Origin of the sequence: Streptosporangium sp. NPDC000396 (assembly GCF_042898655.1) — a bacterium.
In the GTDB taxonomy this organism is placed as follows: domain Bacteria; phylum Actinomycetota; class Actinomycetes; order Streptosporangiales; family Streptosporangiaceae; genus Streptosporangium.
This window is the reverse complement of record NZ_JBIAZA010000011.1, coordinates 158936-178630: the sequence shown is the minus strand read 5'-3', so window position 1 is coordinate 178630 and position 19695 is coordinate 158936. Positions and strand designations below refer to the sequence as shown.

General features: G+C 69.7%; 18 protein-coding genes. 12 read left to right on the top strand and 6 right to left on the bottom strand.

Annotation, left to right across the window (positions count from 1 at the left end):
- Positions 1–197: 197 nt before the first annotated feature.
- Both ACFY2X_RS19620 and ACFY2X_RS19615 read left to right on the top strand, forming a co-directional pair.
- Complete coding sequence (locus tag ACFY2X_RS19620) at positions 198–1472, top strand: MFS transporter (protein WP_389939889.1); 1275 nt, start codon at positions 198–200, stop codon at positions 1470–1472.
- Positions 1469–2245 carry an aminoacyl-tRNA hydrolase gene (locus tag ACFY2X_RS19615; protein WP_389939888.1) on the top strand — a complete coding sequence of 259 codons (777 nt, stop codon included), beginning with the start codon at positions 1469–1471 and terminating at the stop codon, positions 2243–2245. Before ACFY2X_RS19620 ends, ACFY2X_RS19615 begins: the two co-directional genes overlap by 4 nt.
- Here the strand turns inward: ACFY2X_RS19615 and ACFY2X_RS19610 are convergent.
- Positions 2232–3260: a DUF3616 domain-containing protein gene (locus ACFY2X_RS19610; RefSeq protein ID WP_389939887.1), complete on the bottom strand. Its 1029-nt coding sequence runs from the start codon at positions 3258–3260 to the stop codon at positions 2232–2234. The two genes, ACFY2X_RS19615 and ACFY2X_RS19610, sit on opposite strands and share 14 nt — an antisense overlap.
- A gap of 261 nt (positions 3261–3521) precedes the next feature.
- On the opposite strand from ACFY2X_RS19610, the gene ACFY2X_RS19605 reads away from it, so the two are divergent.
- The 4 genes from ACFY2X_RS19605 to ACFY2X_RS19590 all read left to right on the top strand — a co-directional run bounded on the left by ACFY2X_RS19605 (position 3522) and on the right by ACFY2X_RS19590 (position 7248).
- Positions 3522–4358 (top strand): hypothetical protein, encoded by an 837-nt coding sequence (locus tag ACFY2X_RS19605; protein ID WP_389939886.1) that lies wholly within the window; start codon positions 3522–3524, stop codon positions 4356–4358.
- Between the two features lie 55 nt (positions 4359–4413).
- Positions 4414–4998, top strand: a complete 585-nt coding sequence (locus ACFY2X_RS19600; RefSeq protein ID WP_389939885.1) for a Maf family protein — start codon at positions 4414–4416, stop codon at positions 4996–4998.
- 95 nt (positions 4999–5093) lie between these two features.
- The gene (locus ACFY2X_RS19595; protein ID WP_389939884.1) at positions 5094–5849 is read left to right on the top strand and encodes an EI24 domain-containing protein; all 756 of its coding nucleotides are present in this window, start codon (positions 5094–5096) and stop codon (positions 5847–5849) included.
- Positions 5850–6105: 256 nt separating this feature from the next.
- Positions 6106–7248 carry a DUF4192 domain-containing protein gene (locus ACFY2X_RS19590; RefSeq protein ID WP_389939883.1) on the top strand — a complete coding sequence of 381 codons (1143 nt, stop codon included), beginning with the start codon at positions 6106–6108 and terminating at the stop codon, positions 7246–7248.
- Positions 7249–7379: 131 nt separating this feature from the next.
- Here the strand turns inward: ACFY2X_RS19590 and ACFY2X_RS19585 are convergent, their stop codons facing one another.
- Positions 7380–7718: a hypothetical protein gene (locus tag ACFY2X_RS19585; protein ID WP_012893614.1), complete on the bottom strand. Its 339-nt coding sequence runs from the start codon at positions 7716–7718 to the stop codon at positions 7380–7382.
- Between the two features lie 144 nt (positions 7719–7862).
- Between ACFY2X_RS19585 and ACFY2X_RS19580 the strand changes: the two genes are divergently transcribed.
- Entirely contained in the window at positions 7863–8495 is a 633-nt protein-coding gene (locus ACFY2X_RS19580; protein ID WP_389939882.1) for a DUF1707 and DUF4870 domain-containing protein, read from the top strand.
- A gap of 101 nt (positions 8496–8596) precedes the next feature.
- Here the strand turns inward: ACFY2X_RS19580 and ACFY2X_RS19575 are convergent, their stop codons facing one another.
- The 3 genes from ACFY2X_RS19575 to ACFY2X_RS19565 all read right to left on the bottom strand — a co-directional run bounded on the left by ACFY2X_RS19575 (position 8597) and on the right by ACFY2X_RS19565 (position 12274).
- Positions 8597–9457 (bottom strand): septal ring lytic transglycosylase RlpA family protein, encoded by an 861-nt coding sequence (locus ACFY2X_RS19575; RefSeq protein WP_389939881.1) that lies wholly within the window; start codon positions 9455–9457, stop codon positions 8597–8599.
- 750 nt (positions 9458–10207) lie between these two features.
- A complete protein-coding gene (locus ACFY2X_RS19570) occupies positions 10208–11734 on the bottom strand; it encodes an ATP-dependent DNA ligase (protein ID WP_389939880.1) in 1527 nt (508 codons plus the stop codon).
- A 165-nt stretch (positions 11735–11899) separates the two neighbouring features.
- Positions 11900–12274 carry an FKBP-type peptidyl-prolyl cis-trans isomerase gene (locus ACFY2X_RS19565; RefSeq protein ID WP_389939879.1) on the bottom strand — a complete coding sequence of 125 codons (375 nt, stop codon included), beginning with the start codon at positions 12272–12274 and terminating at the stop codon, positions 11900–11902.
- Positions 12275–12413: 139 nt separating this feature from the next.
- Here ACFY2X_RS19565 and ACFY2X_RS19560 point away from each other — a divergent pair, with 139 nt between their 5' ends.
- A complete protein-coding gene (locus ACFY2X_RS19560; protein ID WP_389939878.1) occupies positions 12414–13184 on the top strand; it encodes an SDR family NAD(P)-dependent oxidoreductase in 771 nt (256 codons plus the stop codon).
- A gap of 297 nt (positions 13185–13481) precedes the next feature.
- Complete coding sequence (locus ACFY2X_RS19555) at positions 13482–14477, top strand: LacI family DNA-binding transcriptional regulator (RefSeq protein WP_389939877.1); 996 nt, start codon at positions 13482–13484, stop codon at positions 14475–14477.
- A gap of 117 nt (positions 14478–14594) precedes the next feature.
- Here the strand turns inward: ACFY2X_RS19555 and ACFY2X_RS19550 are convergent, their stop codons facing one another.
- Positions 14595–15974, bottom strand: coding sequence for a GH1 family beta-glucosidase (locus tag ACFY2X_RS19550; protein WP_389939876.1), 1380 nt, complete (start codon positions 15972–15974; stop codon positions 14595–14597).
- Positions 15975–16163: 189 nt separating this feature from the next.
- Between ACFY2X_RS19550 and ACFY2X_RS19545 the strand changes: the two genes are divergently transcribed.
- The 3 genes from ACFY2X_RS19545 (at position 16164) to ACFY2X_RS19535 (ending at position 19645) form a co-directional block, all read left to right on the top strand.
- Complete coding sequence (locus ACFY2X_RS19545; protein WP_389939875.1) at positions 16164–17516, top strand: ABC transporter substrate-binding protein; 1353 nt, start codon at positions 16164–16166, stop codon at positions 17514–17516.
- A gap of 160 nt (positions 17517–17676) precedes the next feature.
- Positions 17677–18648, top strand: coding sequence for a carbohydrate ABC transporter permease (locus ACFY2X_RS19540; RefSeq protein WP_389940011.1), 972 nt, complete (start codon positions 17677–17679; stop codon positions 18646–18648).
- 46 nt (positions 18649–18694) lie between these two features.
- Entirely contained in the window at positions 18695–19645 is a 951-nt protein-coding gene (locus ACFY2X_RS19535) for a carbohydrate ABC transporter permease (RefSeq protein ID WP_389939874.1), read from the top strand.
- Positions 19646–19695: the final 50 nt, after the last annotated feature.

Below are 19695 nucleotides of genomic sequence, written 5' to 3'. Positions count from 1 at the left end.
CCCGCACCCGTAAGCCCGCAGGCCCGTACCCATAAGCCCGCAGGCCGAGACGGAGAGAAGGACTCGGCCGCACGCAGGCGGTCTTCCCCGCCGATCGGGTCACCCGCTCCGGTGTGGCGACCCTTGGCCCGATTCTTGCGGATATTGACACTCGGGCCACTCGTGAGGTCATACGACCACCGTTCAGGATTGCTCGCATGACAACGACGCTTCAGACGCGCGAACGCGGACTGCATCGCGCCTGGATCGTGGCGGGAGTCGCCTTCGTGGCCATCCTCGGCGCGGCCGGGTTCCGGGCCACGCCCGGTGTGCTGATCACCCCGCTCCAGGAGGAGTTCGGCTGGTCCCGAGGCGTGATCTCGCTGGCGGTCTCGGTCAACCTCATGCTCTTCGGCCTGACCGCCCCGTTCGCCGCCGCTCTCATGGAGCGCTTCGGCATGCGCCGGGTGGTGTCGTGCGCGCTGCTGCTCGTCGCGGCGGGCAGCGGGCTGACCATCGCGATGAACGCTCCCTGGCAGCTCCTCCTGTGCTGGGGCGTCCTGGTGGGCCTCGGCACCGGGTCGATGGCCCTGGTCTTCGCCGCCACCCTCACCGACCGCTGGTTCGTCAGCCATCGCGGCCTCGTCACCGGAGTCCTCACCGCGGGCGGCGCCACCGGCCAGCTCGTCTTCCTGCCCGTCCTCGCCCACCTGGCCGCCGCCCAGGGGTGGCGCTGGGCCGCCCTCACGGTCACCGCCGCCGCCCTCCTCGTCGTCCCCCTCGTCTGGTTCCTGCTGCGCGACAGCCCGGAGGAGGTGGGCACCACCGCCCTGGGCGCCGAGCCCGGAGAGGTCCGGCCGGTGCCGTCCAAGAGGCCCGGCGGAGCCGCCGCGCACGCCCTCACCGTGCTGTGGCGCGCCGCGCGGACCCGGCCCTTCTGGCTGCTCGCGGCCGGATTCGCGATCTGCGGAATGAGCACCAACGGCCTCGTCGGCACCCACTTCATCCCCGCGGCCCACGATCACGGCATGCCCGAGCCGACGGCGGCCGGGCTGCTCGCGCTGGTCGGCATCTTCGACGTCGTCGGGACCGTCGTCTCCGGCTGGCTGAGCGACAAGGTCGACTCGCGGATCCTGCTCGGGGCCTACTACGCGCTGCGCGGGCTGTCGCTGATGGTCCTGCCCAGCCTGTTCGGGGCGACCACCGAACCGAGCATGCTCGTCTTCATCATCTTCTACGGTCTCGACTGGGTGGCCACGGTCCCGCCCACGGTGGCCCTGTGCCGTCAGATCTACGGTCCCGACGGCGCGGTCGTGTTCGGCTGGGTCTTCGCCTCCCACCAGATCGGCGCGGCGGTCGCCGCGGTCGGCGCCGGGTTCACCCGTGACCACTTCGGAGCCTACGATTTCGCCTGGTACACCGCCGGATTCCTCTGCCTCGCCGCCGCCCTGATGTCGGTCGCCATCGCCAGGAAGGCATCCTTTAAGGCGTGAACGAGCTGAGTGGACGAACCGATGGGCACGGTGACGGGAACGGCGCCCCGCAGGGTGCACGGCCCGAGGGCTGGGAGAGCGCGACCGGGCAGAGGGTTCTCCCGCTTGTGGTCCGGATCGAGCGGACGGCCCCGCCCGAGCGCACCGACGCCCTGCAGGCGGCGGCGCTGGCCGTGCTGACGTTGCTCGACGACCCCCGGGCCGCCGACGGCGGGGAGTGGGCGGAGCCGACCCGCGCCTGGGAGCGGGGCAGGATCAGGAAGGTCGTACGGCGGGCACGCGGGGCCGAGTGGCGCCGAGTGCTCGACCTGCCCGGCATCACGGTCACCTCCGGCACCGCCGAGGTCCGCGTCCACCCTCCGGTCCCGCTCGACGGCTGGCCCAAGGACCTGTCCAGGCTCCAGGTCTCCGGCACCGACCTGACCGACTCCGCGGAGCCCGGACCGCCGGGGGACGTCGTGCTCTGGATCAACCCGGGACTGGAGATGTCGGCGGGCAAGGCCATGGCTCAGACCGGGCACGCGGCCCAGCTCGCCTGGTGGGGCAGTGACGAGCACGCCCGGCAGGCGTGGCGGGACCGGGGGCTGGCGGCCGCCGTACGGACCGCCGATCCCGCCGGGTGGGCCGCCCTGGTCGACGCAGGTCTGCCGGTGGTCCGGGACGCGGGGTTCACCGAGATCGAGCCCGGGTCGTGCACGGTCGTCGCGGACGCCCCGTGGCTGCGCCAGGACGGCCTCCGCCCGGCGGGGTCGGGACCGCTCAGATCAGCTTGACGACGTCGGCGAGCACACCCTCCTCGCCGGTCAGGCGCGACTCAACACCATCTAGCCAGGAACTTCGGCGTTCACGCCCAAGAGGAATGACTTCCCTGCCCGTGGTTTTGTTGTTACTGTTGGTGACGCGGTGACGGGATTGAACGCACCCGGCGTGCCGGGGAACGGCTCTGTGATCTGCTATCGGCATCGCAACGCGGCATGGCTTGGCCATGCCGGGCAGTGAGTCACGCTGCCTTACGCGGCCTGAACCGTCGAAGCCATCGACGGCGAGGAGCTGCAAGCTCGGCCCGTTTACGGCCGAGAAGCTGACGAAGTGCGTCCGGTACGGCGCGCCGTCGATCGGGGCGAGCCGGAGCCGCCCGGGACACCGGGGGTCGGTTTCCGGCCGGATCTCCAGCAGTACGGCACAGCCGCGCAGCACCGGGCCGCGCAGGCCGACGAACACGCGGTCGCCGAGAACCGCGATGCCCTCGATGTCCAGGCCGTTGTCCTTGCTGGGGATCGCCAGGAAAGGGGCCAGGTGCGGGTCGTCCACCAGCAGGTCGGCCAGGTTCCGGCCGGGGCCGGCCAGGATCGCGGCCGTGCGGTCGCCTGCCGCGCGGACCGGGGTCGAGCCGGAGAGCGGCAGCCGTACGAGGATGTAGCGGTTCTCCTCGCGCACCACGGTGCCGAGGCGGCGGCGGGACTTGTCGGCGGAGTGCTGCCTTTTGGCCTTCTTGCGCTTGAGGCTGTGTGAGCCGATCGCCCACAGCCAGCCGTCGGTCCGGGCCAGGCCCTCGATGTCGGCCTCGTCCATCGGCCCGGCCGGCAGATCCACGAAGTCGGCCAGGGCGAAGGTGCGCTGATCGTCGAAGCGGTCGCCGCGGAACGTCAGGTGCTCGATGGTGGCGGTCTCGTCTCCGGCCAGCCAGAGCCCGAGGTCGTCAGCGCGGACGGCGGACAGGTTCGTGTGCGTCCTCGCGTCGCGTGAGGAGGGGTGGAATCGAAGCTCTACCTGACGTTCTACAAACACCACCGCATCATGGCAGGTGAGGGGCAGACACGCGGAGGCGGGCACTCGTTCTCGAAGTGTGATGGGGATTGCGCACGAGAAAATCGGATTTGTCGTACGCTCCCGTTCGTGCTCGATGGGTTGGGTGGGACTCAGGGGGCCCGTGAGACGGGTTCCACACCGACGTATGTGGTCGCTGAGGCGGAGACGTCCGAGCTGCCCAAAATCGTCGTTGACGGCCCCCCGAAGCCCCCGGGACCGCCGACGAGGTCGGCGTCGCCGGTGAAGCGATCCCGCATCGGCGACCTGCCGATGCGCGTGATCTACCGGATTCTCGCCGTGGCCGTCGCGGTGGTCGTGGCCGCCGTCGCGGCCGTGGCCGGTTTTCTGTCCTCCGGCTCCTCAGATCAACCGGGCGAGGAGATGCCGGGGCCGATCGCCGCGCCATCTGCCGCGGCACCCTCGCCCGGTGTCGGTTCCCCGCAGCCGTCCGCGTCGGCGTCCTCCTCGCCCTCGGTGTCCGTGCCGGCTTCGCCGACGGCGAATGTGGTCCGCGCGCCCGGGCCGAGCGCGGCGGTGGTCAGGGCCCTGGCCGACCCCCGCGTCCCCAAGCTGCCGCGCGACAGGCGGCTCGCCCGCCTGCCCGGCAAGGAGTACACGACCAAGCGCCGCCTGCAGGACGACAAGTCGGGTGTGTCGCTGCCCCTGCTCGGCAAGCCGTGGAAGACCTACAGTGCCGCGCCGTTCGCCACCAGGCAGGTGCTGCCCAAGGTGCGGGGCGTGGACGCCCGCGCGATGCTCGTGAGCTGCCCGGTGCCGATCAAGGTGCAGGAAAGCCCGAAGGACACCGCGCTGCTGGCCGCCCGCTGGACGCTCAACCACCACCCGAGGGGCGCCACGATCGCGTGGACCGCCTCCCAGCCGGTCAAGGACGGATGGCTGCTCGCCTACCAGGTGAAGTACAAGGTCAAGGGCAAGCTCCGCCGCTCCATGGCGGCCGTCACCGTGCTGGAGGGCTCCGGCGCCAAGCCCGCCATGGTCTTCGTGACGATCCCCGACGCCCAGCGCAAGCGCTGGCGCGACATCAACACCGCGGTCTCCTCGATCAGGCTGAATTGAGCGGGCCTTCCCGGACGGGATGAGACCGGACGAACCCGCGCTAGGCTCGGTAGGCGTGACTCAGATCGTTCTCGCCTCCGCCTCGCCTGCCCGCCTTGCCCTGCTCCGCAGTGCCGGGCTCGATCCCAAGGTGATCGTCAGCGGAGTGGACGAGGAGGCCGTCGTCGCCGACAGCCCAGGTGAGCTCTGTCTCGCGCTGGCGCGGGCGAAGGCGGCGGTCGTGGCACAGGACCTGTCCGGCGGCCTGGTCATCGGCTGTGACTCGGTGCTGGAGCTCGACGGGCGGGCCTACGGCAAGCCGTCCTCGCCCGAGGAGGCCGTCGCCCGCTGGCAGGTCATGCGCGGACGCGAGGGCCGCCTGCTCACCGGCCACTGCGTGATCGACGCCGCCGACGGGCGGGAGGTGTCGGAGGTGGGCTCCACGGTCGTGCGCTTCGGCACCCCCACCGACGCCGAGATCGCGGCCTATGTCGCCACCGGCGAGCCTCTCCGTGTCGCGGGCGCCTTCACCCTGGACGGCCCCGGCGGCTGGTTCGTCGACGGCATCGACGGCGACCACGGCAACGTGCTGGGCATCTCCCTGCCCCTCCTCCGCCGCCTCTTCACCGCCCTGGGCGTCGGCGTGCCCATGCTCTGGTAGCCGCGTCTGACCGCCCTTTCCTCACTTGCCCGTGACCTCCTGTCAGGTGCGACGGGGTGGGGCGACGATCGATCAATCCCGCTAATCTTCCGGGCATGGGTCATTTCCGCTCCTTTACGGACGGCATCGGGTTCTTCTTCCAGGGACTGCGCTGGGTCGCGCGCAATCCTCGGTGGTGGCTGTTCGGGCTGATCCCCGCTCTGATCGTGTTCGTGTTCTACGCCGTCGGCCTCTACTTCCTCGGCGCCCACGCGACCGACATCGCCGGGTGGGCGACGCCGTTCGCCGACGGGTGGGGAGAGACGGCGCGGAACGCCCTGCGGGCCCTGCTCGGACTGGTGATCTTCGGTGCCGGGGTGGTCCTGTTCGTGGTGACCTTCACCGCGGTGACCCTGATCGCCGGCGAGCCCTTCTACGAGAAGCTCTCGGAGAAGGTCGAGGAGACGTACGGCGAGGTGCCGAGCGGGCACGAGGTCCCGCTCTGGAAGTCGATCCCCCGGTCCATCGGTGACAGTCTCGTCACCCTTGGATACGTGCTGCTGTTCACCATCCCGCTGTTCTTCCTCGGCTTCGTGCCGGTGATCGGGCAGACGGTGGTGCCGGTGCTGGGTGCGCTGGTCTCCGGTTTCTTCCTCACGGTCGAGCTCACCACGCTCGCCATGGAACGCAGGGGCATGGCGCGGAAGAGCCGTTTCGCCGTCCTGCGGAGCAACAAGGTCTCCGTGCTCGCCTTCGGGGTGCTCATCTTCCTGATCTTCCTCATCCCGCTGGGAGCGGTGGTCGCCATGCCCGCCGCCGTCGCGGGTGCGGCGATCATGGTCCGCACACGGCTGACGCCCGCGCCCGTCTGAGCCTTCCAGGGAGCGGGCCCGAGCCGGTCAGCGCGATCGTGGACTGGAACCGCCCGTCTGAGCCTTCCAGGGGCCGGGCATCGGGAGCGGCCATCGAGCGCGGGCATCGGGGGAGGGCAGCGGGGGAGGGCGTCGCGCCGGTGCGCCGTGACCCCGGTCACCTCTGGACGCCGGGGAGCTGTGGACGGCCGGAAGTTCTCCACAGAAGCGAGCTCGGCGCGCGAACGGGGGCACGGATCCGGCGAAGCTCTCAGCCATGACAACCGACATCCCGGCCTCGCCCGTCCCGCCCACCTCGGGGCCCGGCCTCCTGCTCGGCTCCACGGAAGACTTCCTCGGCGCTGTCCCCTATCTGATGGGGTTCCACCCCGCCGACAGCCTGATCGTGATCGGTTTGAGGGGCAGGCGGATCACGGGCCGGTTGCACCTCACCGTCCGATGGGACCTGCCGCTGGTCGCCGAGGCTTTTGACCAGATCGTCCCGCTGCTCCGGAAGGAGGGGATCACCCGGGTCATCGTCGTCGGCTACGGCCCGGGCCCCCTGGTGACACCCGCCGTGGACGCGGTCACCCCGCTGCTCCGGCGGAGCGGTGTCACGCTGATCGACGCGCTCAGGGTGGAGGAGGGCCGCTACTGGTCCTACACATGTTCCCGGAGCGACTGCTGTCCTGCCGGCGGCACGCCGTACGAACGGGAGGCCAACGCGATCGCCGCTCAGGCCACCGTGCACGGGCTGGTCGCCCTGCCCGACCGCGAAACCCTGGAGCGGCTGCTCGATCCCGTCGGCGGGGCCGCGCGGGCGGCCATGCGCCGGACAACGGCCCGCATCACGCGGGAGCTGCTAGACAGGCTCGCCAGGTGCGAAGACATCGACGGGTTCGCGGCGGAGTTCGTCGCGAACGGGATGTTCCGGGTTCGCGGGGCGATCGGCACCTATGCCTCCGGCGGACGGCTCGACGACGAGCAGGCGGCGAGGCTGGGCCTGGAGCTGGCGGTGACCCGGATCCGTGACGAGGCGTGGGCGCTCATCACGGACGAAACCCACGATGTTCATCGCAGGCTGTGGCAGGACCTCACCCGGCGGCTGGAGCCGAGATTCGTTCCTCCGGCGGCCTCCCTCCTCGGCGTGGCCGCCTGGCGCGACGGTGACTGCGCGCTCGCCGGAATCGCCCTCACCCGCGCACGCGACATCGATCCGGGCTACTCGATGGCGAATCTGCTCACGCACGCGCTGCACCACCTGCTCCCGCCGCACGTGTTGAAGGGCAGGATGCCCAGCCCCGAGGAGCTGGATCGGGAGATGGGAAGCCCGCAGGCAGCCTGGCTGCTCCCCATGGTCGCCCTACTGGAAGAACCGGAGGCCTTGGCACTGGAAGAACCGGAGGCCTCGGCCGGATGACAGAAGCCTCGGCACGGCCGTCGAGAACCTCGGCGTGGCCATCGAGACCCTTGGCAGGGTGAGTTGAGGCCCGCAGCGCGGCCGTCTAGGCCCTCGGCAGGGTGAGTCGAGGTCCTCGGCAGGGTGAGCGGTCAGCCCTCAGCGCGCCTGCGGCGCTCGTTGTAGGCCCGCATCCGCGGTGGGTAACCGGTCAGCTGCACGTCATAGACCGGAAGGGCCAGGTCGCGAGCCACCTTGCGGATCACCGCGGGCGAGCCGACCCGGCGCCGGGTCCATTCGCCGTCGTCGGCGATGGCCATCGCCGTGGTATCCGTCGCGAAGGTCTCCGGCTCGACGTAGAACTCCACGCCACGGCGTGACTTGGCGAAGGCGATGAGCGCCTCAACATCGGCGTCGGTTGCCTCGCGGTCGAATTTGGCGATCTTCGGTCCGCGTAGACGCCTCAACCCATAGCGATCCCGCCATCTCATGATTCCTTATATACCTCGCCGGGACGTCTCATGGTGGAAGGTCGGGGTGGTCTCTAGGGGACATCCAAGGGTTTATCCGGATGGACCCAACGAAAGTCGATCGCGAGCATGGAGGAAAAGCGGCAACGAAGGGGATGTCGGTCCATGACAGGCGCAACGACACCGGCGGCGAACTCCTGGCACGGGGGCGTCGCGATACCCGGTCCGAGGCCCGAGCACGCCGACCTCAGGGTGAGCAACCAGGATCGGGAGCAGGTGGTCGAGCATGTCAAGACCGCCTACGCGGAAGGACGTCTCGACAAGTTCGAGTTCGACGATCGGCTGGAGCGGGCGATGACGGCCCGTGTCCACGGTGACCTCATGCCGATCATGCACGAGCTGTACGGCTCGCGCCCGGCCGCACCCGCGCCCTACCCGCCGATGACGGGCCGGGCGATGCCGAACCATCATCACATGCGGGCGGGCACGGGCGGAGAGCGTCTGGGGGCGGCTGCCGCGCACCTGCTTCCGCTGACCGGTCTGCTCGCGATCGGCCCACTGGTCATGCTGCTCGCTGCGGGGAAGACCTCCCCCTACATCCGCAAGCACGCGGTGGAGGCGCTCAACTTCCAGCTGACCCTGCTCGGCGCCACCGTGCTGCTGGGGATCACGTTCGTGGGCGCCGTGCTGATACCCGTGCTCTGGGTCGGAGGCGTGGTGCTGTCGGTGGTCGGCGGCCTGGCGGCGCTGGGCGAGGGCAACTTCCGCTACCCGTTCACGCTACGGCCGGTGAAGTAGGCCTTCGCGCCATATCGGGGAGACGGGCGTTCACCGGTCCGCGGGGTGACTGGTGAGGCGGGACCTCACCTGTTCACGCCGCGTCCGGTGAAATGGGCCGATCATGTGCCGAGAACCTCATACTTGACCCGCATGACACCGGCGCCGGTGCTGCCGATGGCGGAAAAGGCCGCCCTGGACAGGTCCAGGCAGCGCCCGCCCACGTAGGGGCCACGGTCGTTGATCCGGACCGTTACCGACCGGCCGGTGCCGGGGTTGGTCACCCGGACCTTGCTTCCCATGGGCAGGCTCTTGTGCGCGGCGGTCATCGCGTTCGGATTGAAGCGCTCGCCGCTGGCCGTCATCTGCCCTTCCGCGTAGAAGGAAGCGCCGCAGGTCCCGGTCGAGATCACGCGGGCCTTGGACTTGGCAGTGACCTTGGACGTGCGGGCCCTGTCAGCCTTGGCGCCCTTCACCTTGATGGCGCCCTTCGTCCCGGTGGCGGCCTTCGCTTCAGTGGCGGCGGCATCTCCTGACCTGGCCGCGGTCCTTGAACCGGTTCCGGTGGCCGGCTTGGGAGCCGTCCCCGGCCGGGTCGCGCCGCCGCCCGGTTTGGCCGTGACGTCTGGAGCGGCCGTGGGGGCCGCTCCAGGCTCGCCGCCGGGCGCCGGGGTCTCAGACGTGGAAGACGGGGTGGTGACCTCGTCGGCGGCGGCCCTGGCGTTTTCGGTCCCGGAGTTATCGGGAGACGGGGAAGCGCTCGGGGCGGCTCCGGGAGAGGGATCACCGGATCGCTGAGCGGCGGCGAGACCGGCCGAGGCGGTCGTTCGCGAGGGGGCGTCGCCGGTGGAGAGTGCCCAGACGGTGGCCGAGGCCACGGTCATCACGGCGAAACCGGCGGCCGCCATCGCGGCCAGGCGCCGCTTGCTCGGGTTCTTCCAGGAGGAGGTGTCGGGGGACGGGGTGTGAGAGTGCAGGCCCAAGGGGAACCACGGTCCAAAATCGGGGGCAGGACGTGGGATGGCCGTACGGGGGCAGGGACGGGGGATGCCGCCGGCCGATCCCGATCGCGGGACATAGGGGTGTTTCCCGCGAGGTGTGGCTGACCATATGCGACAAACCACCAGTAAAGGCAAGTTAATGCCATATAGGGTGATTTATGTCACTTTGATATTGAAACCATGCCAGATTGATCGTCGATCTCCCCGGCTCGGGGTTTGCGCACCAGAACGGATTCCAGCCGGGACGGCGGCCTTCGACGGCGCATGGGCACGCTGAAGTGCGCTGATGCGCGGCTGGGGTGCGCGGACTTGAGCGTACGCGCTGGATCATGAACAAGCCGATGAAACGACGACATGCCCCATTTGGAATGCGAGACCGAGTAAGGCTTGGCGTGCGGGCGGGGACGTTCGTTGACGAGTTGGTTTTGGTGCTTGGGGCGATCGTCTGGTGCGGTGAGCTCATGTCTTCACCGTGTTCGTCGTCCGCCCGGAACGCCGGTACGGCGAGCGGTGGAGCGGCCTCGATCGGCGCGGGTGAGCGGTGCTCGACCTGGTGAACGTTCCGGTCACCGCACTGGGCGCGGGTCCTGGAGAAGCTTCTCAGCGCGTTGCGGTTGAAGCCTGCGGTGAAACGGGGTGTGCCTCGTTGCGTGGGTGCGAGGCCGGGAGCGGCCAGGGTTGGGAGCGGGCCGCGGAGCACGGCCGGGGGATGGGGAAGGTCGCGGAGGGCGGTCAGAGCATGAGGGAGCGCACCATGTCCACGGTGTCGGCCTCGTCGGCGCGCTTGTCGGAGCGGTAGCGGATCACCCGGGCGAAGCGCAGTGCCATGCCGCCGGGATAGCGGGGGGACTGCTGCACCCCGTCGAATGCGATCTCCACCACGAGCTCGGGGCGGACGGTGACCGTCCAATGGTCGGTGCGGCCGTCGGCGAGTTCGAGGAGGCGCTCGGTCTGCCAGGCGAGCAGCTCGTCGGTCAGGCCCTTGAAGGTCTTGCCGAGCATGACGAACCCGCCGGTCTGCGGGTCGCGGGCGCCCAGGTGCAGGTTGGAGAGCTTGCCCTCGCGGCGGCCATGCCCCCACTCGGCGGCGAGAACGACCAGGTCAAGCGTATGCCGGGGCTTCACCTTGATCCAACCGGCCCCGCGTCGCCCGGCGGCGTAGGGGGTGTGCAGCGACTTGACGACCACGCCTTCGTGACCGCCTCTGAGTGCTTCCTTGAAGAACGTCTCGGCGCTCGTGACATCGTCGGTGATCAGGCGGGGGGTCAGCAGCTCCACGGGAACGGTCGCGGCCAGAGCGGCGTGGCGCTCCTCGCCGGGCAGGTCGAGCAGGTCGGCGCCGTCCACTCGCAGCGCGTCGAAGAAGAACACGCTCAGCGGAGTCTTCTCACGCATCCGCGTCACGTCGACGCGACTCGACACGCGGCCGGAGGTGACCTGGAAGGGCTCGGGGCGACCGTCGGGGCGCAGCGCGATGACCTCGCCGTCCAGAACCAGGTCCTGGGCGGGCAGGGCGCGGACCGCCTCGACCAGCTCGGGCACCTGGGCGGTGATGTCGTCGAGGGTCCGGGTGAAAACGGCCACCGCGTCGCCCGAGCGGTGAGCCTGGACCCGGACGCCGTCGAGCTTCCACTCGATCGCGGCCGGGCCGTTGAGCCTGCCCAGCGCCGCGGCGATGGAGGCGGCACTCTGCGCCAGCATCGGTGACACCGGGCGGCCGACCTCCAGGTGGAAGGCGCGCAACGCCTCGACCCCGCCGTTCAACGCGGCGGCTCCGACGGCCGGCAGCCAGCCGCGGAGAGTCAGTGCCCGCCGGACCTCGGCCGCCGGCACCGCGGCCGCCTTCGCGACGGCCTCGATCATCACTCCGTCCAGCGCGCCCTGCCGCAGCTCGCTGCGGAGCAGCCGGGACAGGAAGGTCTGCTCCTGGCGGGTGACCGCCCCGAACAGCTCGGCGACCAGGATCTTGCGCGCGGCCTGCGAGCCGGGCCCCGCCTGGGCCTTGATGCGGTCGAAGAGATCGTTGACCTGGCGCAGGGTGGCGGTCGCGACCAGACGCGGGTCTGGCAGATCCTGGAGACCGGCCCAGCCCACGCCGATGTTGCGCTGCGGAAGCTCCCCGGAGAGGTAGGCGATGGCGATCTCGGCCTCGTCCGGCTCGACCCGGCTGAGCAGCTCCGCCAGATGACCGATCTTCGCCAGTCGTGCGGAGTCGGCGGCCACGGCCGCGGAGGTGCGCGCAAGGTCGATCAGCAACACAGGGATCAGCCTATGAGCTGGGGACGACATTTCGGGAGAGTGGTCCCGCTTTTCGGAGCGATCCGGGTTCCGCGGGAAACGGCCGGCCCAGGAGATCGGGGAACGGTCACCCGAGGAGAATGGGAAACGGCCACCCCGGGAGAGGGGTGGCCGTTTGCCGGAACGTCAGGCGACGTTGAGCAGGTCCACGACGAAGATCAGCGTCTCGCCGGGCTTGATGCGGGAGCCCGCGCCGTGGTTGCCGTAGCCGAGGTGCGGCGGGATGACGAGGCGGCGGCGACCGCCGACCTTCATGCCCGCCACACCCTGGTCCCAGCCCGCGATGACCCGGCCGCCGCCGAGCGGGAACGTGAAGGCCTCACCGCGGTTCCACGAGGCGTCGAACTCCTCACCGGTGGAGAAAGCGACGCCGACGTAGTGCACGCTGACCTGGTGGCCCGGCTTGGCCTCCGGTCCGTCTCCCTCGACGATGTCGACGATCTGCAGCTCCGCGGGCGGGTTGCCTTCCGGGAAGTCGATCTCCGGCTTCTCCAGTGCCACGTGGTTCTCCTTGGTTCGGATAAGGGCTGGTCGGTTTCCGACCGTCCGGATGACTCTACGGGGTCCGGCGGTCATTGGGAGACGGAGGGACGTGACGGCCCCGACGTCGTACCCTCGACAGGAGCCCCGTGGAGGTGGGATGCGCAAGCCGTACACCCCGGAGGAGATCCTCCTCACCGGGAAGGTCGCCGTGGTCACCGGGGCGGCGCGGGGACTGGGCCGGGCGGTCGCGGAGACGCTGCGGGAGTTCGGCGCGGAGCTCGCGCTGTGCGACCGGGATCCGATCGGCGGGTTCGACGCGTTCACGATGACCATGGACGTGCGGGATCCGGCCGCGCTGGAGGTGTTCGCTCAGGCGGTTCAGGAGCGGTTCGGCAGGGTGGACCTGCTGGTCAACAACGCCGGCGGGACCTTTCACGCGGCCTTCGCCGAGCTCTCGCCACGGGGCGAGAACGCGTTGATCGCGGAGAACTTCACCCAGGTCACCGCCGTGATCCGGAGATTCCTGCCGTTGATGTCTCCGGGTGCGTCGATCGTCAACGTGACCTCGAGCGAGGCGCACCAGGCAGCCCCGGGGTTCGCGGTCTACGCGGCGATGAAGGCCGCCGTGGAGAGCCTGACCCGCTCGCTCGCGCTGGAACTGGCCCCGCGCGGGATCCGGGTGAACGCCATCGCCCCCGACGCCCTGCCCACCGAAGGTGAGGAAGGCGTCCGGGAGCGCATGCTGGCCGGCGAGTCGCCCTTCGAGCCGGTACGGCTGCCGCCGCTGGGCCGCCTCGGCGATCCCGCGGACGCCGGAGCCGCCGTGGTGTTCCTGGCGAGCGCCATGGCTGGATTCATCACCGGGACCACCGTCCATGTGGACGGCGGCATCCACGCCGCGGGCGGCTGGCGGCGCACGGAACCCTGACAACCCTGACCGCCCGCCTGTGCGAACCGTCACCCGGAGGACTTCCTGAGGAGCCGCGAAACGGCCGTGGACGCGGACCGGGCGAGCCCGGCGGCGACTCCGGCTCGGGCGGGCGGTATGGCTGAGCCTCCTGAGCGGCCGTCTGGTCCGATCGCTGCCGGATAATTTCGATAGGCCGAGGGCGGCGGCGTAGGTTCGAAACGGTGCACGTCGACCTCACCGCCGACCACGCTTGTCCGAGGACGGCGCGCTGTGATGCCGAGAGGTCATCGAACGGAACGGATTGCGAGAGAACAGATGAGACGACCCACCCTGGAGGCGGTCGCCGCCCGCGCGGGGGTCTCCCGGGCGACGGTCTCCCGGGTGGTGAACGGCCAGACCACGGTCGCCCCCGACATCCGTGACCTGGTGATGCAGGCGGTGAACGAGCTGGGCTACGTCCCCAACGGAGCGGCCAGAAACCTGGTCACCCAGCGGACCGACTCCGTCGCGCTGGTCGTCTCGGAGTCGCCGAACCGCGTGTTCTCCGACGATCCGATGTTCTCCACGGTCATCCGCTCGGCCAGCCTGGAACTGGAGGCCGTCAACAAGCAGATCGTGCTGCTGCTGGCCGGGTCGCCGGAGAGCCATCGCCGGGTGGAGACCTACATCGCGGGAGGGCACGTGGACGGCGTCATGCTCGTGTCGAGCCACGGCGCCGACCCGCTGCCCGTCTCGCTCACCCGGATGCGCGTTCCGGTCGTCTCGTACGGCAGGCCCGCGGTGCCGGTCGCCGTGCCGTACGTGGACAACGACAACGCGGGTGGCGCCGCCACCGCCGTGCGGCACCTGCTGGAGCGGGGAAGACGGCGGATCGCCACGATCGCCGGTCCGCCGGACATGATCGGCGGCCAGGATCGGCTGACCGGATACCGCGAGGTTCTGCGTGACTCCGACCGCCGCTCGATCATCGCGATCGGCGACTTCACCCGTGAGTCCGGTGCGGTGGCCATGCGCCAGCTCCTCGCCGACGACCCGGGCCTCGACGCGGTGTTCGCCGCCAACGACCTGATGGCGATCGGTGCCATGCACGCGCTGCGCCAGGCGGGCCGCCGGATTCCCGACGACGTCGCCGTCGTCGGCTACGACGACATCGAGGCGGCCCGCTACACCGATCCGCCGCTCACGACCGTCCACAACCCGCATGCCGAGCAGGCGGCGGCCATGGTCCGCCTCCTTCTCGGTCTCTTCGAGGGCGGTTCCGCGGATCCGGTGATCATGCCGACCGAGCTGGTCGTCAGGTCGTCCTCGTAGGCTCCCGCACCACCGGTTCGGGCGGTGCCGGCAGTTTCACATGGGCGGAACCGCCGGTCACGCGTGAGGCGGCCGCCCGGGACACGGCGGCCGCCTTCCCCGGGGCCGGCGAGGTCCTCACAGGCCGTTGCGGCGGATGACTTCCCGATACCACAGCGCGCTGTCCTTGAGGGTGCGGCGCTGTGTGGCGTAGTCGACGTGCACGATGCCGAACCGTTTGCCGTAGCCCTCGGCCCACTCGAAGTTGTCCAGCAGCGACCAGACCATGTAGCCGCGCAGGTCGGCGCCCGCTTCGATGGCCGCGTGCGCGGCGCGCAGGTGCCCGTCGAGGTAGGACAGGCGGTCGGCGTCGTGGATCTCCCCGCCCTCCACGACGTCGTCGAAGGCCGCGCCGTTCTCGGTGATCATCAGCGGGACGCCGGGGTAGTCGCGCGTCAGCCGCAGGAGGAGCTCGGTCAGCCCGAACGGCTGGACCGGCCAGCCCATCGCGGTTTTCGGCGCGTCGGCGCCGGGGAAGGCGATCCCTTCGGTGCCCGGATAGACCGGGTTGGCGGGTTCGCCGGCACGGGCGGTCACGGTCTGCGGATGGTAGTAGTTCACACCGAGCAGATCGATCGGCTGGCCGACGATCTCCAGGTCGCCGTCCTCGACGAAGGACCAGTCGGTGTGGCGGCGGGCGTGTTCCACCACGTCGGCGGGGTACTGCCCGCGCAGCACCGGGTCGAGGAAGAGCCGGTTCTGCAGGCCGTCCACGACGGACGCCGCCTCAGGGTCGTCGCCGAGCACCGGCGCGAGATTGAGCGTGATGCCGATCCGGCCCGCGCCCGCGGCGCGCAGCGCCTCGACGGCCAGCCCGTGGCCGAGCAGCAGATGGTGGGCGGCGGCGAAGCCCAGCGCGGGCTCGGTACGGCCCGGCGCGTGGACGCCCGACGCGTAACCGAGGAAGGCCGAGCACCACGGCTCGTTCAGCGTGGTCCACGTCTCGACCCGGTCACCCAGGCGTGAGTGCGCGATCGCGGCGTATTCGGCGAACCGCTCGGCGGTCCGCCGGTCGGTCCAGCCGCCCCGGTCCTCCAGGGCCTGCGGCAGGTCCCAGTGATAGAGCGTGACGATCGGGGTGATGCCGGCCTCGCGCAGCTCGTCCACCAGGCGGTCGTAGAAGTCCAGGCCGCGCGGGTTGGCGGGGCCGGAGCCGTCCGGCTGGACGCGGGGCCAGGAGATCGAGAAGCGGTAGGCGGCAAGGCCCAGCTCTTTCATGAGGCGGACGTCGCCGGGGTGGCGGTGGTAGTGATCGCAGGCCACATCGCCGGTGTGACCGGCATGGACCTTGCCGGGGGTCCGTGAGAAGGTGTCCCAGATAGAGGGGGCTCTGCCGTCGTCCCGAGCCGCGCCCTCGATCTGGTAAGCCGCGGTGGCGGCGCCCCAGAGGAAGCCCTCGGGAAACCTCAGCGCGCCGGAGCTCTGAAGGGCAGAGGATTCCTCGGCGGACACGGTCATGTCTTCACCCGCACATTCTGTTCGGCAATCCGAGAGAGCGCTCTCTCGATGATCGCCAGTGCCCGAGTGGCATGTCAAGGAAAATGCGTTGTAACCGTAATGTCTCGGTTATTGACTTCACGAATGGGGTTGACAACTCTTCCAGAGAGCGCTCTCACACTTCCCGGCAACGCATATGGAGGAAGGTCCATGTCGCTCCTCTCTCACCCCAAACGTGTCGTCCTGGTGGCCGGCGCCGTGGGGCTGGCGCTGGTCGCCACCGCCTGCGGATCCACGGAGACCAAGCCGTCGGCGGGTGGTGGCAGCGCGTCGCCCGAGTGCGCCGCTTTCAGCAAGTACGGCGACCACGCGGGCAAGACCGTCAGCATCTACTCCCCGATTCGCGACGCCGAGGCCGACCTCTTCCAGGAGGCGTGGAAGCCGTTCGCGAAGTGCACGGGGATGAAGATCACCTATGAGGGCACCGGCGAGTTCGAGGCCCAGATCCAGGTGCGTGCCGATGGCGGCAACCCGCCGGACCTCGCTTTCTTCCCGCAGCCGGGCCTGCTGGAGCGCTTCGCCAAGGCCGGCAAGCTCAAGCCCGCCCCGGCCGAGGTGAAGAGGTTGACCGACGAGGGCTGGTCTCCCGACTGGGCGAAGTACGCGACCGTCGGGGGGACCTTCTACGGGGCGCCGCTGGGAGCCAGTGTGAAGTCCTTCGTCTGGTACTCGCCGAAGATGTTCAAGGAGAAGGGCTGGGCCGTCCCCAAGACCTGGGACGAGCTGATGACGCTCAGCAACACGATCGCGGCCACCGGCGTCAAACCGTGGTGCGCGGGCATCGAGTCCGGTGATGCGACCGGCTGGCCGGCCACCGACTGGATCGAGGACATCCTCCTGCGCGAGATCGGTCCCGAGGGTTATGACGACTGGGTGAGCCACAAGCTGCCCTTCAACGACCCCAAGGTCGCCGCGGCGGTGGACAAGGTCGGCGCGATCCTCAAGAACGACAAGTTCGTCAACGGCGGCTACGGGCCGGTGAAGTCGATCGCCAGCACCGCGTTCCAGGAGGGCGGCGTCCCGATCACCCAGGGCAAGTGCGCGCTGCACCGCCAGGCGTCCTTCTACGCCAACTTCTGGCCCGACGGCACCAAGGTGGCCGAGGACGGCGACGTGTTCGCGTTCTACCTGCCGGGCAACGACCCCTCCAAGAAGCCGGTGCTCGGCGCGGGCGAGTTCGTGGCGGCCTTCGCCGACCGTCCCGAGGTCCAGGCGGTGCAGGCCTACCTCGCCTCCGCGGAGTTCCCCAACGCCCGGATGAAACTGGGGACCTACGTCTCCGCGCGGAAGGGCGTCGACCTCGCCAACGTGCAGAACCCGATCGACAAGCTCTCCATCCAGATGCTGCAGGACCCGAGCACGGTCTTCCGGTTCGACGGCTCCGACCTGATGCCGGCGGCGGTCGGCGCGGGCACCTTCTGGAAGGGAATGACGGACTGGATCAACGGCAAGGACACCAAGACGGTCCTCGACTTCATCGAAGCCTCCTGGCCCAAGTCCTGATATTTGCCGATATGCCCGGCCCTTGCGGTCCGCGGGCCGGGCAGGCCATCCCCTCGGCTGAGGCAGGCGACGGCCAAGCCCTGACCGTTTCAAGCAAGAAAACCGTAACCGGGAAGCGATTCCCCCGCTGGTAAACCCGGCAGTCCCCTCATGAGGCATGATGGACTTCGATTTCGCGACCGAACAGCCCAAGTTCATCCAGCTGTTGATCGGCATCGCCGCGTTCCTCGTGGTGGTCGCGGTGATCCTGCTGCTGGTCGACCGCGTTCCGATGCGACGGCGGGCCTGGCTCCACGCGGGAGTCCTCCTCCTGCCCGCGCTCCTGCTGCTCGCCATCGGCCTCGTGGTGCCCGCCGTACGGACGACACTGCTGTCGTTCATGAGCGGCGACGGAGGCACGTGGGTGGGGCTGGACAACTACGCCTGGATGTTCACCCAGCCCGAAGCCGTGACCGTGCTGCGCAACACGCTCATCTGGGTGCTGCTGGTGCCGCTGCTGGTGACCTCGGTCGGGCTGGTCTACGCGGTCCTGGTGGACCGCACCCGCTTCGAGTCGATCGCCAAGTCGCTGGTCTTCCTACCGATGGCGATCTCGTTCGTCGGCGCGGGCATCATCTGGCGCTTCGTCTACGCCTACCGGGCCGAGGGCCAGGAGCAGATCGGCCTGCTCAACCAGGTCGTGGTGAGCCTGGGCGGCGAGCCCCGGCAGTGGCTTCAGGAATCCCCGGTCAACACGCTGTTCCTCATCGTGGTGATGGTCTGGATCCAGGCGGGTTTCGCCACCGTGGTGCTCTCCGCGGCGATCAAGGGAATCCCGGCGGAGATCGTCGAGGCCGCCCGGCTGGACGGGGCGAGTCCGCTGCAGATGTTCTTCAGGGTGACGTTGCCCTGCATCCGCTCGGCCGTGATCGTGGTTCTGGTCACCCAGTCGATCGGCACGCTCAAGCTGTTCGACATCGTCCGCACGATGACCGGCGGCCAGTTCGACACCAGCGTCATCGCCAACGAGATGTACAACCAGGCGTTCCGGTACGGCGAGACCGGCAAGGGCGCGGCACTCGCGGTCTTCCTGTTCGCCCTGGTGACGCCCATCGTCGTCTACCAGATCCGCCAGCGCCGGGAGGCCCGGTGAACCGGCACGCGCAGCGCTACGGGAACGTGCAGGTGAAGGAGTCCGCGTGACCACATTGACCCGGACAGTGGCACGGGCCGGAGCCGTGACGGCCCCGCAGCGCGTGCGGCGGAGGCTGACCGGCAAGGTCGCCAGCGCCGTCGCGATCGTCATCGCGGTCCTGTGGACCACCCCGACCTTCGGGCTGCTGCTCTCCTCACTGCGCCCGGAGGACCAGATCAAGTCCACCGGCTGGTGGACGTTCTTCTCCGATCCACAGCTCACCCTGGAGAACTACCAGGAGGTGCTGTTCGGCACCTCCTCGTCCTCCGGGCAGATGGTCAGCTTCCTGATCAACTCGATCGTCATCACGATCCCCTCGGTGCTCCTGCCGCTGGCCCTGGCCACCTTCGCCGCCTACGCGCTGGCCTGGCTGCCGTTCCGCGGGCGCGAGTGGATCTACATCGGCATCTTCGCCCTCCAGATCGTGCCGCTGCAGATGGCCCTGGTCCCGCTGCTGTCGTTCTTCTCCCAGGGCGTCGACCTCTTCGGCGTCCAGCTGCTGCCCGCCTGGAACCTGGAGGGCCCCGCCCGCTTCGTCCAGGTCTGGTTCGCGCACACCTGCTTCGCGCTGCCGCTGGGCATCTTCCTGATCCACAACTTCATGTCCGAGCTCCCCGGCGAACTCATGGAGGCCGCCAGGGTGGACGGCGCCACCCACGGCACCATCCTGCGCAAACTCGTCCTCCCCCTGGTCGGGCCCGCGCTCGCCACCTTCGGCATCTTCCAGTTCCTGTGGGTCTGGAACGACCTGCTGGTAGCCCTGATCTTCGCCGGCGGCACCGCCGAGAACGCCCCCATGACGGTACGGCTTGCCCAGATGGCGGGCACCCGGGGCAACGAGTGGCAGCGCCTGACCTCGGGCGCGTTCGTCTCAGTGATCATCCCGCTGATCGTCTTCCTGTCGATGCAGCGCTACTTCGTCCGAGGCCTGCTCGCGGGCAGCGTCAAGGGCTGAGCCCGCGAAGCACCGTTCAAAAGGGCCTGCTGGGTGACGGCGGGAGCCGT